At 62.8% G+C, this 12560-nt stretch carries 11 protein-coding genes; 4 read left to right on the plus strand and 7 right to left on the minus strand.

Annotated elements, in window-relative coordinates:
* Positions 1-107 precede the first annotated feature (107 nt).
* Positions 108-1481 carry a leucyl aminopeptidase family protein gene (locus ACILRA_RS01935; protein ID WP_395660405.1) on the plus strand — a complete coding sequence of 458 codons (1374 nt, stop codon included), beginning with the start codon at positions 108-110 and terminating at the stop codon, positions 1479-1481.
* Between the two features lie 109 nt (positions 1482-1590).
* On the opposite strand, the gene ppk2 is transcribed toward ACILRA_RS01935, so the two are convergent.
* Positions 1591-2508 carry a polyphosphate kinase 2 gene (gene ppk2, locus ACILRA_RS01940; RefSeq protein ID WP_395660406.1) on the minus strand — a complete coding sequence of 306 codons (918 nt, stop codon included), beginning with the start codon at positions 2506-2508 and terminating at the stop codon, positions 1591-1593.
* A gap of 111 nt (positions 2509-2619) precedes the next feature.
* Complete coding sequence (locus ACILRA_RS01945) at positions 2620-4176, minus strand: CHAD domain-containing protein (protein WP_395660407.1); 1557 nt, start codon at positions 4174-4176, stop codon at positions 2620-2622.
* A gap of 149 nt (positions 4177-4325) precedes the next feature.
* On the opposite strand from ACILRA_RS01945, the gene ACILRA_RS01950 reads away from it, so the two are divergent.
* The 3 genes from ACILRA_RS01950 (at position 4326) to ACILRA_RS01960 (ending at position 6202) form a co-directional block, all read left to right on the plus strand.
* The gene (locus ACILRA_RS01950; protein ID WP_395660408.1) at positions 4326-4787 is read left to right on the plus strand and encodes an NUDIX hydrolase; all 462 of its coding nucleotides are present in this window, start codon (positions 4326-4328) and stop codon (positions 4785-4787) included.
* A 208-nt stretch (positions 4788-4995) separates the two neighbouring features.
* Complete coding sequence (locus ACILRA_RS01955) at positions 4996-5340, plus strand: MarR family transcriptional regulator (protein ID WP_395660409.1); 345 nt, start codon at positions 4996-4998, stop codon at positions 5338-5340.
* A 10-nt stretch (positions 5341-5350) separates the two neighbouring features.
* Positions 5351-6202 (plus strand): NlpC/P60 family protein, encoded by an 852-nt coding sequence (locus ACILRA_RS01960; RefSeq protein WP_395660410.1) that lies wholly within the window; start codon positions 5351-5353, stop codon positions 6200-6202.
* Between the two features lie 25 nt (positions 6203-6227).
* Here the strand turns inward: ACILRA_RS01960 and ACILRA_RS01965 are convergent, their stop codons facing one another.
* From ACILRA_RS01965 to ACILRA_RS01985, 5 genes are all read right to left on the minus strand, one after another.
* A complete protein-coding gene (locus ACILRA_RS01965) occupies positions 6228-7175 on the minus strand; it encodes a 2-hydroxyacid dehydrogenase (RefSeq protein ID WP_395660411.1) in 948 nt (315 codons plus the stop codon).
* Positions 7175-8803 (minus strand): ABC transporter ATP-binding protein, encoded by a 1629-nt coding sequence (locus ACILRA_RS01970; RefSeq protein ID WP_395660412.1) that lies wholly within the window; start codon positions 8801-8803, stop codon positions 7175-7177. The genes ACILRA_RS01965 and ACILRA_RS01970 overlap by 1 nt, the downstream gene beginning before the upstream one ends.
* On the minus strand, positions 8800-9894 hold the full coding sequence (locus tag ACILRA_RS01975; protein WP_395660413.1) for an ABC transporter permease: 1095 nt from the start codon (positions 9892-9894) through the stop codon (positions 8800-8802). The genes ACILRA_RS01970 and ACILRA_RS01975 overlap by 4 nt, the downstream gene beginning before the upstream one ends.
* Positions 9895-9897: 3 nt before the next feature.
* Positions 9898-11010: a microcin C ABC transporter permease YejB gene (locus ACILRA_RS01980; RefSeq protein WP_395660414.1), complete on the minus strand. Its 1113-nt coding sequence runs from the start codon at positions 11008-11010 to the stop codon at positions 9898-9900.
* 9 nt (positions 11011-11019) lie between these two features.
* Positions 11020-12560: extracellular solute-binding protein (locus ACILRA_RS01985; protein ID WP_395660415.1), on the minus strand; the 1541-nt coding region annotated here is incomplete at its 5' end.

The raw sequence follows: 12560 nt of genomic DNA on the forward strand, positions 1-12560 counted from the left end.
CGGCGGTCTCCAATTGAATGGTGAGGCGTACTCTGGGCTGTACTGGTCAATATTTGATTAACCATAAACCGCTCTGCTGATATGGAGCCGAAAACACCGGAGCCGCCATGACCGATCCAGCTGAAGTGCTTCTCCCGACTTCTGAAACAGGCATTCCCATCACCCTCATTCCGGCGGGGGAGTGGGAAAACACCCGCCGCCGGCTCAGCGCCGTTGCACGCGCCTGGTGTGAGGCGAACGCCTTCCAGGGCCAGCCCGGCCGCAGCCTGGCCGTGCCCGGCAGTTCGGGCGCGATCGAGCAGGTGCTTGCCGGCGGGCAGGGCGATGCCGGCGGCTTTGCCCTGTCGAGGCTTTGCCGTGTCCTTCCCGAAGGAAACTACCGCCTCGCTGGCACTCCGGCAGATGCAAGCTTGATCGCGCTCGGCTGGTGCCTGGAAGCTTATGGCTTCGCGGCCTATCGCAAGACGCCGCAAACGGTGGCCAGGCTCGTCTGTCCGCCTGGCGTTGATCGCGCTGCCGTTCTCAGTGCCGCGCGGGCCAGCTATCTGGTGCGCGATCTGGTCAACACGCCGGCCTCCGACATGGGGCCAGAGGAACTGGAGGCTGCGGCAAGCAAGCTTGCCCGCGCCCATAAGGCGAAATTCACCGTGGTGTCTGGCAAGGCGCTGGAGAAGGGCTTCCCGATGATCCACGCGGTCGGCCGGGCCAGTCCCCGCGCCCCCCGCCTCATCGACTTCACATGGGGGCCGGCGCGCGCGCCGAAGGTCACGTTGGTGGGCAAGGGCGTCTGCTTCGATACCGGGGGCCTCGACATCAAGCCGGCCTCCGGCATGGCCCTCATGAAGAAGGACATGGGTGGTGCTGCCAATGTTCTGGGATTGGCGCAGATGATCATGGACGCGAAGCTCAAGGTCAGGCTGCGGGTGCTGATCCCCGCGGTCGAGAATGCGATCTCCGGCAATGCCTTCCGCCCCGGCGACGTGTTGCGGAGCCGCAAGGGCATCACGGTCGAGATTGGCAACACCGATGCGGAAGGCCGCCTCGTCCTGGGCGATGCCTTGGCGCTTGCGGATGAGGAAGCGCCGGAACTGCTGATCGACATGGCGACCCTCACGGGTGCTGCGCGGGTGGCTCTCGGGCCCGATCTCCCGCCCTTCTACACGGATGACGACGAACTGGCGGACAGCATCGCCCGCGCAGGCCGGGCCGAAAATGACCCGGTGTGGCGGCTTCCGCTCTGGCAGGCCTACAACCGCCTGTTCGAGTCGTCCGTCGCCGACCTCAACAATGCCGGGGAATCGGGCTTTGCCGGCTCCATCACCGCGGCCCTGTTCCTCAAGCGGTTTGTCGAGAAGGCAAGGGCGCACGTGCATTTCGACGTGTTCGCCTGGACTCCGTCCGCCCTTCCGGGCCGCCCCAGGGGCGGGGAGGCGCAAGCCATGCGCGCGCTGTTCAGGGTGATCCGGGAGCGCTACGCCTAACACGCGTTCCGGCCAGGTGGAATCACCTGGCCGAAAAGAACGCGCGCAAGATCAAAAGCTTGAGCATGATCTTGCCGCAAAAGTGGTATCCACTTTTGCGGATCATGCTTTAATATCTCGCAGGCACGTACATGTCCTTGGGGACCGGCCCGCGAATGTAGTCGGGATTGTGCACGCGCTCCGGAAGCACCACCTCTGGGCGGACGATTTCCTCATAGGGAAGCTGGCTCAGGAGATGTGCGATGCAATTCAGGCGTGCTCGCTTCTTGTCCACCGCTTCGACGATCCACCACGGCGCCTCCGTGATGTGGGTGTGTTCGAGCATCGCTTCTTTGGCCTTGGTATAGGCCTCCCAGCGAGCCCGTGACTGCAAGTCCATGGGGCTCAGCTTCCATTGCTTCAGCGGATCGCGGATGCGCATCAGGAAGCGCATGTGCTGCTCGTTGTCGGTGATCGAGAACCAATATTTGACAAGCTTGACGCCAGAGCGAACCAGCATGCGCTCGAACTCCGGTGTGCTCCGAAAGAATTCCGCCACCTCTTCTTCACTGCAGAATCCCATCACACGCTCGACACCGGCGCGATTGTACCAAGAGCGATCGAAAAGCACGATCTCGCCTGGTCCCGGCAAATGTTGCACATAGCGCTGGAAATACCACTGGCCGCGTTCTCGCTCGCTGGGAGCCGGCAAAGCCACGACCCGAGCAATACGCGGATTGAGCCGCTGGGTAATTCGCTTGATGACCCCGCCCTTACCGGCCGCATCGCGGCCTTCGAAGATCACGACCACTTTCTGCCTGGTGGTGGCGACCCAGTCCTGCAGTTTGATGAGTTCGCGCTGTAGCCGGAAAAGTTCCTCGAAGTAGAACCGGCGGCCCAGTCCGGCGCCGGCCTCGCCATCTGCAACAAGATCCTGCAAACGTCCATCGTCGAGTTCCAGTTCCAGTTCCTCGTCAAGCGTATCGAGCATGTCCTGACGGCTGTATTCGGTTTCGAGAGCGTCGATCAGGCTTGCCTTCTCGTTCATGTGCAATCTCTCCGTCATTTCCCGGCCACGATCAGCCGCGGCCACAACCCTCATGGCGCTGTTTTGTGACAATTGTCTTCAGGGATCCTCATGCACGCTTGATCTCCGCCCTCACTCCCAGAAGATGTCGGCCCGCTTGAAGGCCTTCCATTTCTTGGCAAGGTGGCCATCAGCCACCATGGTTGCATGGCGGTACCAGCCGAGCAGGTATCCCGTCGCAAAATGCGTCCCTGCTTCAGGCGGCAGTTGGAGGCCTTCAATGAAACTCTTGGCAGTTGCCGCGTCATTGTGGGCGCCGAGGTCTTCCTGCAGGTCAGCCACAAGCCCCAGATAGTTGCGCAGGCCTTTGCCACCGGCAAAGAGACCGCCAAAGAACTCTGATGCATAACGAAGGTTTTTCAATGCGATGCGGACTTCGTGGCGCTCCTCATCTGGCATGTCCGGCATGTGCTTGCCCCGCTTCAGCGCCCGCTTGAGAAGCCGGTCGAGAACGGTGGCGGCGTAGAACTTCCCGGGCGTGGTCAAAAGCCCGAGATCCTGCGGCGCCAGTGCCGTGCGCCAGGCGCGCGTGAAAACGAAGCCCTGAACCCTCAGCACGAAGAGACTGGCCGCCGGATCGTCGATCACCCGCCTCGCTTCCGCATAGCTCTCCTCGCGGCGCTTCGCCACCGCCTCCAGCAAAGGCAGCGCGCCCCTGATCTGCTCTGTTTGCCCAGACATGGGCCCCGACAGCGCGTTCTGGCGGAAGGCATCGCATTCGCGGGCCGGGCCAAGGGCAGAGGCGATGCGCCGCGCCTCGGAACGGATGTCCTCGAGTTCCGGCAAGGCGATGACCCGCCGGAAGATGCCGAGTGCACTCCGCATCCGGCGCAAGGATACGCGCAACTGGTGGACCGCTTCCGGAGCATCGGTGTCCCGCAGCGAGGCCCAGTTCGAAACGAAGTGGTTGAGCGTGTTGGTGATCACCGCCGCGAGAAGATCATCGAATGTGATGGCATCCGGCAGGGCGAGGGCCGTGGCCTTCTGCGCCTTGGGTTGCGCGGCCTCCGCGAGGCGGTAGCCCCTGTCAGACTTCGCTTCGAACTCGAGTGTGAGTTCACAGCCGCGGGCCAGTTCTGATGCGCATTTCAGAAGGTCGATGCTGTTGCCGCTCTTCAATTCTAGTTCGATATCGCAGAGCGGCAGCCGCGCATCACCCGCCGTGATCGCGCCATCGTCCACCGCAAGCTCGATTTCCGAATGACCGTAGCGGAACACAGTTATGGCGCGGCGGTAGCGCGTCTCGAAGACTGGCTGGAGTGGCTTTCCCTTCAGCGCCGCTGCCAGGCGCTCCTGCGTTGCGGGATCGAATAGCTCGATCGCGGGCAGGCCGTCTGGGCAGCGGATTTCAATCTCGCCGCGGGCAAACAAGCCCTCTTCCGAAGGGGCCTGCCATTTGATGCTCAGGACGGGAATGGCTCTGCCCTTCCGGCGGACACGAAGCATAAGGCCGTTACGCCGCAGATCCTTGTCGGCCGTGTCGAAATAGGTGGTGATCAGCTCCCGCGCCGGACTGGCCTTGGCCTCGCCGAGCAGCGGCGATGTCCGCACGGCCTTTAGCTGCGCCACGGCTGCCCGGAACTTTACCTCGACCTCGCGCGGTGGCGCGGGATCAGTCGCGGCGGTCATGGCTGAAAGTCTGCCTGCAGCGGCTTGACCAGTGGTCTTCTCATCCATGACAAACCAGCTCCTGCCCCGGCAAAACACGCCTCCCGCTCTTTTTCACGATACCGAACCGGACAATCCGCCGCAACCATCTCTTGCATCTCTTGTAGACAATGACAATCGAATCACGTTTCGATAACGTGATGAGTCGTGTACTTCGCCAGATTGCCGCACTTCCCCTGCACTTCGCGCCTGATGGTTCGCTTGAGGTGTACCTCGTAACCAGCCGCGGCAGCGGACGCTGGATCATTCCGAAGGGAAATCCCATCAAGGGATTGACCTCGGAAGAAGTGGCCGCGCGCGAGGCATTCGAGGAAGCAGGTTTGGTAGGGCGCATGCTTGATGGCTGCGTTGGCACCTTCGAGTTTGAACGGTCGGGTGAAGTCTGCCTTGTCGAAGTCTACCCCATGCACGTCGACAAGCAGTTGCGGCGCTACGATGAGAAGCGCCAGCGCAAGGTGCAGCGCTGCGATCTTCAAACGGCCTGCACGATCGTATGTTCGAGCGCTCTGGCGTCGCTGATCCAGGCCAGCTTCGAGCAGTATCACTCGCAGCGCCTGGCCATGGTGAGCTGAACCCACGGCACGCTGCCTGACACCGTCCGGACAGTTGCCGAGAGGGATGTGCGTCGCCTTGGCAATAGACGCGTTCCGAACACGTGGAATCACCTGATCGAAGAGAACGCGCGCAGGATCAAAAGTTTGAGCATGATCTTGCATCGCGCCGCGCTTGCCGCCAGAATGATACGGACCCGAAACAACCAGCCGGTTGATCCAGCCTCCCATGTCCGTTGCGTTGACCACCGCCCAGGCCCTGATCCTCTGGCACAACGTCGCCCTTGCGATGGTGCAGGACGATGAGCCAGACCTTTCCGTCCGCCAGATGAGCATCCTGCTCACCATCTATCTCGAAGCTCCGCCGCACACGGTGCGCGACCTGGCGAAGAAGCTGGGCGTCACCAAGCCGGTGATCACGCGGGCACTGGACACAATGGGCAAGCTGGAACTCGTCAGCCGCCGCCGCGACGAGAAGGACCGCCGCAACGTGCTGATCCAGCGCACCGTCAAGGGCGCGCTGTATCTCGAACGCCTCGCCGATACGATTGGCAAGTTCTCCGCGAAGCTCTAGTGAATCGCCGATGACCAATCTCGACCCAAGGCTCAACGCCTGCCGCCCGGACATCGCTGATGCATCGCTCATCGGCAAGGTTGAGGCGCAGCGCTTTGCCCAGCCGCGCCTGATGCAGCTGGCCGAACCCCTCGTCTCTCTCCATTCCGCGCCGCGCTTTGACGCGATGCAGGTGACGCAGGCCCTGATGGGTGAGACCGTGAGACTGTTCGACGAGACGGAGGGCTGGGCCTGGGTGCAACTCGCGGCTGACGGTTATGTGGGCTATGTCAATGGCAATGCGCTGTCCGCGAGGATGGTAACGCCGACGCATCGCGTCGCCGTGCCTTCGACCTTCATCTACCCGGAGCCGAACCTCAAGTCCCAGCCTGCCATTCCGCTCACGCTCAATGCCCAGCTGGCGGTCACGGGCGCGAGCGGCGCCTTCTCGCAGATCGCCGATGGCCGCTTCGTGTTCACCGCGCACCTCAAGCCGTGCGGCGTTTTCGAGGGCGATTTCGTGCGCATCGCTGAGATGTTCCGCCACGTGCCCTATCTCTGGGGCGGCAAGTCGGTCCACGGTCTCGATTGCTCTGGCCTCGTGCAACTCGCGCTTGAGGCTTGCGGGTGGCGGGCGCTGCGCGATACCGACATGCAGGAGGCGAGCCTTGGCGAAAGGCTGGCGGGGAAGGATCTGGATCTCCTCACGCGTGGCGACCTCGTCTTCTGGAAAGGCCATGTCGGCATCATGACGGATGCGGAAACATTGCTGCACGCCAACGGCCATCACATGATGGTGGTTGCGGAGCCACTGAAGCAAGCGGTGGACCGCATCGCGCAGCGCTATGGCGAGATCACGAGCATCCGCCGCTTGCTCCCTTGAGCCCGGTATCCCGGCAAGGGCCGGGTCAATAGCCCCGCGTGCGGTCCACGAGGTTCTCGAGCATCTCCCCGCGCTGGTGCCGGGCGATGTTGCTCGCGACATAGGCGCAGATCGTCTCCGGGTCGCTGTCGGCGGCGCAATGCGGTGTCACCGTCACCTTCGGGTGCGACCACAGCGGGCTGTCCGGCGGCAATGGCTCGGGCACAAAGACGTCGAGTGTTGCTCCATGCAGCTCGCCCGCATCGAGGGCGGCGAGAATATCATCCGCAACCTGTTGCCGGCCGCGGCCGGCATTGATGATGAAGGGCGCGCCGAAGGGCCCCTTGCGGGACAGTTTGCGGATCGTATCCCGGTTGATGATTCCGTCGGTGTCCGGTGTCGCGGGCAGCAGCGAGACGAGCACGTCGGTCCGCGCCAGGAAGGCGTCGAACTCCGCAGCACCCGCGAAGCTCTCAACGCCCGGAATGTGCTTGCGGCTGCGGCTCCAGCCCGCAACACGGAAGCCGATGTCGCGCAGCTTGACGGCGGAATCAGCCCCCATGACTCCCAGCCCCATGATGCCGACGCTCAGGTCTTTCGCGGCATGGGTGGGGAAGCTGTCCCACAGCTTCTTCTTCTGGTTCTCGTCGATGCGGCGCTGCTGGCGGTGGTGCATCAGCACATGCAGAACGATGTATTCCGTCATGCGGCCGGTCAGGTCGGGCTCGTTGACGCGCACGATCGGGATGTTGTCCGGCAGCGTCGGGTCCTTCAGGATCGCGTCGACGCCCGCCCCGAGCGACATGATGACCTTGAGATTGGGCAGGCTCTTCACAACGCCAGGCGGTGGAAGCCAGGCGGCGCAGTATTCGATGTCGGCCACATTGCCCATGCCATCTGGCCAGACGCGCACGTCGAGGCCGGGCGCCACCTTCTTCATGGCGGCGGTCCAGACATCGACCGGCCACGTCGGCAGAATGAAGAGAAATGCCATTACTGATTCACCACATCTTCTGGCGCGGCCTTCAGGTTCAGTGCGGCCGCGATCAGCGCCTTTGTATAGTCGGTCCTGGGGTTTGAGAAGACCTCGGCCGTGGGCCCGCTTTCCACAGTCACGCCGTTGCGCATCACGATCACCTCGTTCGCAAGTGCCCGCACCACCTTCAGGTCATGGCTGATGAACAGGTAGGCGAGGTTATGCTTCTCCTGGATCGCGCGCAGGAGATCCACGATCTGCGCCTGCACCGACATGTCGAGCGCGGATGTGGGCTCGTCCAGCATGATGAACTTCGGCTCCAGGGCGAGTGCGCGCGCGATGGCGATGCGCTGGCGCTGGCCGCCCGAGAACTCATGCGGATAGCGGTCCATGGTGGAGGGGTCGAGGCCCACCTCGGTCAAGGCCTTCGCCACGATCTCGCGGCGATCCGCATAGCCGAGGTTGCGGCCCTGAACGGTCAGGCCTTCCTCAACGATCTGCTGGATCGACAGGCGCGGGGAGAGGGAGCCGAACGGGTCCTGGAAGACGATCTGCATCTCCTTGCGCAGCGGCCGCATCGCTGCCGTGTTGTAGGTGTCGATGTTCCGGCCCATGTAGACGATCGGCCCTTCGGAGCGGATGAGGCGCAGCAGGGCAAGGCCCAGCGTCGTCTTGCCGGAACCTGACTCGCCCACCACGCCCAGCGTCTGTCCGCTGCGCACCGTGGCATCGACGCCGTCCACCGCCTTGATGTGTCCAACCGTCTTGCGGAAGAATCCGCGCTTGATGGGGAACCACACTTTCAGGTTCTTCGTCTCCAGCACCACGGGGGCGGAAGGATCGCTCGGCGGCGGGGCGCCCTTGGGCTCGGCGGTGAGCAGCAGCTTGGTGTAGGCGTGCTGGGGGTCGGCGAACACGGCTTTCGCATCGCCCGTCTCGACCGCCTTGCCGCGCTGCATGACGACGATCTTGTCCGCCATGTGCCGCACGATCCCCAGATCGTGGGTGATGAGCAGCATGGCCATGCCGAATTCCGCCTGAAGCTCTTTCAGGAGCTTCAGGATCTGCGCCTGAACTGTCACGTCCAGCGCTGTCGTCGGCTCGTCGGCGATCAGAAGGTCCGGGTTGTTCGCAAGCGCCATGGCGATCATCACGCGCTGGCGCTGGCCGCCGGATAATTGGTGCGGATAGTCCAGAAGCCGCGTCTCGGAATCGCGGATCCCGACCTTGTTGAGAAGATCGATGATGCGCGTGCGGGCCGCCTCGCCCTTGAGGTTCTGATGCAGCTCCAGGATCTCGCCGATCTGCCGTTCCACCGTATGGAGCGGATTGAGCGAGGTCATCGGCTCCTGAAAGATCATGGTGATATCGTTGCCGCGCACCCGCCTGAGGTCACGTTCGTCGGCGTCGAGCATTTCCTCGCCCTTGAAGATGACGGAGCCCGAGGGGTGCGAGGCGGACGGGTAGGGCAGCAGCTTCAGTATCGAAAGTGCGGAGACGGATTTGCCCGAGCCTGACTCACCCACCAGTGCGAGCGTTTCACCCTTGTTGATCGAGAATGACAGCCTGTCGACGGCCAGCGTCGTCCGCTCACCTTGGGCGAAGGCAACGGAAAGCTCCTTCACCTCGAGGAGTGTACCGCTCATGTGAAGGTCTTTCTGGGGTCCAGCGCATCGCGCACGCCCTCGCCGATGAAGACGAGGAGCGACAGCATAATTGAGATTACGAAGAAGCCGGTGAGGCCCAGCCACGGCGCCTGGAGATTGTCCTTGCCTTGCTTGACCAGTTCACCAAGTGAGGGCGACCCAGGTGGCAGGCCGAAGCCCAGGAAGTCCAGAGAGGTCAGTGTCGTCACCGAACCAGCAATGATAAAGGGCATGAAGGTGATGGAAGAGACGACGGCGTTTGGCAACAGGTGCTTGAACATGATCTTCGCGTCCGAGAGCCCCAGCGCGCGTGCGGCACGCACATATTCGAAGTTCCGTGCCCGCAGGAACTCGGCACGCACCAGTCCGACAATCGTCGTCCATGAAAACAGCACCAGGATGAACAGCAGAATCCAGAAGGTCGGCGTAATGAAGGCCGCTAAGATAATCAGCAGATAGAGACTCGGCATGGAGGTCCAGATCTCGATGAACCGCTGGAAGATCAGGTCCGTCCAGCCGCCAAAATAGCCCTGTACCGCGCCCGCCGCGATGCCGATGATGGATGAGATAAAGGTGAGTATCAGCCCGAAGGCCACCGAGATGCGGAAGCCATAGATGAGCCTTGCCACCACGTCGCGGCCCTGGTCGTCCGTGCCGAGCCAGTTGAGATTGCCGAAGGTGCAGTTGGGATCCTCGACCCCACCCTGATACTTGGCGCAGGCCTCCTCGCGCGTCAGCTGATAGGCGGGGGGCGATGGCGCGGGGCGTGGCAGCTCGTTGTTGACGGTGCTGTAGGAATAGCGGATCGGCGCCCAGATCATCCAGCCATTGGCAATAATCTCGTCCTGGTTCACAGGATCGCGGAAGTCGGTGCGGGCAAGGAAGCCGCCGAACTTCGATTCCGGATAGTCGATGAAGGTCGGATAGAGCAGCTCACCCTTGTAGGAGACGAGGATTGGCCGGTCATTGGCGATGAAGGGCGCGAAGATTGTGATCAGGAACAAGACGCCGAAGATCCAGAAGGACCAGTAACCCCGCTTGTTCTGCCTGAACAGCTGCCAGCGCCGCTTGTTGAGTGGGGAGAGCGCCATTCCTCAAACGTCCCGTTTCTCGAAATCGATGCGCGGATCGATCCAGGTATAGGTGAGGTCGGAGATGAGCTGCACGACAAGGCCCATCAGCGTGAAGATGTAGAGGCTGGCGAACACGATCGGATAGTCGCGGTCGAGTGTGGCCTTGAAGAACAGGTAGCCCAGCCCGTCGAGCGAGAAGATGGTCTCGATCAGCAGCGAACTGGCGAAGAAGGCCCCGATGAAGGCGCCGGGGAAGCCAGCGATGACAAGCAGCATGGCGTTGCGGAAAACGTGGCCATAGAGCACGCCGCTCTCGCTCAGGCCCTTGGCCCGCGCGGTCATCACATATTGCTTGCGGATTTCGTCGAGGAAGGAATTCTTGGTCAGCATCGTCATGGTGGCGAAGCTGCCGATCGCCATGGCGAAGAGCGGCAGCGCCAGGTGCCATGCGTAGTCCACGATCTTGCCCCACCAGGAAAGCTGCTCGAAATTGTCCGAGGTGAGGCCCCTCAGCGGGAACCAGCTGAAGTAGCTGCCGCCCGCGAAGACTACGATCAGCATGATGGCGAAGATGAAGCTCGGGATGGCATAGCCGATGATGATGACACCCGAGGTCCACACGTCGAAGGTGGAGCCGTCCTTCACCGCCTTGCGGATGCCGAGCGGGATGGACACGAGATACTGGATCAGCGTCAGCCACAGCCCCAGCGAGATCGATACGGGCAGCTTCTCGGCGATCAGGCTCAGCACCGAGCGGTCGCGGAAATAGCTCTCGCCGAAATCGAAGGTCAGGTAGTTCCCCATCATCAGCAGGAAGCGCTCATGGGCCGGCTTGTCGAAGCCGAACTGCTTTTCCAGGCTCTTGATGAATTCGGGGTCGAGGCCCTGGGCGCCGCGGTACTTGAAGGCCGTGCCGTCGCTCACCGCCGCCTGCGCATCGGCAGCGCTGCCCACCTCGCTCCCCGTGTTGCCGCTGATGCGTCCGGTCGAATCAACACCCGTCCCCTGCATCTTGGCGATCACCTGCTCGACCGGGCCGCCCGGCACGAACTGGATCACGGCAAACGTCATGAGCATGATCCCGAGCAGCGTCGGGATCATCAGCAGAATGCGTTTCAGGATATAGGCGCCCATGGAACGGGATCAGTTTCCGGCAATCTTTTTGGCCTTGGCCTCGTCATACCACCAGGTATCGAGAATGCCACGGTCGTATTTGGGCTTGACGTCGGGGCGGCCGAATTTGTCCCAATAGGCCAGCCAGTGGCTGCCCTTGTGCCAGTTGGGCACCCAGAACTGCTCGGCGCGCAGCACCCGGTCGAGCGCACGGCCCGCCACGTCGAGCTCTGCGCGCGTTTGGGCTTCCACCACCTTGTCGATCAGCGCGTCGATTTCGGGCGAGGCAACACCCGACATGTTGAAGGTGCCGGGCCTGCTGGCTGATTCGGAGCCGAAGAAGATGCGCAGCCCGTCACCCGGCGTCAGCCCCGCCATGAAGCGGCTGGAGACCACGTCATAGTCATAGCTTTCGGTGCGGGACTGGTATTGCGCCTCGTCCACCGTGCGGATGGTGGCATTGATGCCCAGAAGCGCCAGGTTCTTCACATATGGTCCGAGGATGCGCTCGAAGACGGGGCTGGTGATCAGGAATTCGATGTCCAGCGTCTCGCCCTTGGCGTTGCGGCGCACGGTTCCGTCCTGCGCCCATCCGGCCGCATCAAGAAGCATCGAGGCCTGGCGCAGCAGCTTCCTGTCCTGGCCCGATCCGTCGGAGACGGGGGGCGACACGGGCTCGCCGAACACTTCCGGCCGCAGCGTGGCGCGGAACGGTTCGAGCAGCGCCAGCTCGTCGGGCGGCGGCAGGCCTCCGGCCTTCAGCGGCGACAATTCGAAGAAGCTCGCAGTGCGCTTGTAGAGGCTGAAGAACAGGTTCTTGTTGGTCCATTCAAAGTCGAAGGCAAGGTTCAGCGCCTGGCGCACCCGAATGTCCTGGAACTTCTCGCGGCGCAGATTGAAGAAGAAGCCCTGCGCGCCCGATGGCGTTTCGTCCGGCAGCACAACCTTTACGACGCGGCCGTCGGCGAGGGCCGGAAAATCATAGCCCGTTGCCCAGTCGCGCGAGGTGAACTCCTCGCGCAGGTCCAGCTTGCCCGCCTTCAGCGCCTCGAAGGCCGCCGTGCGCTCGCGGAAATATTCGAAGCGGACCTCGTCGAAATTGAACCGGCCCCTGTTCGCGGGCAGGTCCTTCGCCCAATAGTCGTTCCGCCGTCCATAGGCCACGTACTGGCCGGGCTGGAAGCTCTTGACGGCATAGGGCCCGGAGCCCAGCGGCGGCTCCAGCGTCGACTTGGTGAAATCAACCTTCGCGTAATAGGCCTTGGAGAAGATCGGAAGCCCGGCCACCGTCAGCGGCAGGTCGCGCGTGCGCTCGCCCTTGAAGCGGTAGCGCACATCCAGCGGGCCCAGCACCTCGCAGGCCTCGATGTCGCGGATGGTGATGCGGATGCGCTCATGGCCTTCCGTGGAGAGCAGCCGGAAACTGTCACAGACATCCTCCGCCGTCACCGGCGTGCCATCGGCGAATCTCGCTTCCTCGCGAAGCGTGAAGCTGACGCTCATGCGGTCGTCCGCGATGTCCGCGGTCCTCGCCACCAGGCCATACATGGCGTCGGGCTCATCCGCCGCGC

The sequence above is a fragment of the Aestuariivirga sp. genome, assembly GCF_044239095.1.
In the GTDB taxonomy this organism is placed as follows: domain Bacteria; phylum Pseudomonadota; class Alphaproteobacteria; order Rhizobiales; family Aestuariivirgaceae; genus Aestuariivirga.

Bases quoted from the DNA above. Each gene is read 5' to 3' on its own strand.
- ACILRA_RS01935 (WP_395660405.1), top strand. From the start codon at position 108: ATGACCGATCCAGCTGAAGTGCTTCTCCCGACTTCTGAAACAGGCATT.
- ppk2 (WP_395660406.1), bottom strand. From the start codon at position 2,508: ATGAACGAGAAGGCAAGCCTGATCGACGCTCTCGAAACCGAATACAGC.
- ACILRA_RS01945 (WP_395660407.1), bottom strand. From the start codon at position 4,176: ATGACCGCCGCGACTGATCCCGCGCCACCGCGCGAGGTCGAGGTAAAG.
- ACILRA_RS01950 (WP_395660408.1), top strand. From the start codon at position 4,326: ATGACAATCGAATCACGTTTCGATAACGTGATGAGTCGTGTACTTCGC.
- ACILRA_RS01955 (WP_395660409.1), top strand. From the start codon at position 4,996: ATGTCCGTTGCGTTGACCACCGCCCAGGCCCTGATCCTCTGGCACAAC.
- ACILRA_RS01960 (WP_395660410.1), top strand. From the start codon at position 5,351: ATGACCAATCTCGACCCAAGGCTCAACGCCTGCCGCCCGGACATCGCT.
- ACILRA_RS01965 (WP_395660411.1), bottom strand. From the start codon at position 7,175: ATGGCATTTCTCTTCATTCTGCCGACGTGGCCGGTCGATGTCTGGACC.
- ACILRA_RS01970 (WP_395660412.1), bottom strand. From the start codon at position 8,803: ATGAGCGGTACACTCCTCGAGGTGAAGGAGCTTTCCGTTGCCTTCGCC.
- ACILRA_RS01975 (WP_395660413.1), bottom strand. From the start codon at position 9,894: ATGGCGCTCTCCCCACTCAACAAGCGGCGCTGGCAGCTGTTCAGGCAG.
- ACILRA_RS01980 (WP_395660414.1), bottom strand. From the start codon at position 11,010: ATGGGCGCCTATATCCTGAAACGCATTCTGCTGATGATCCCGACGCTG.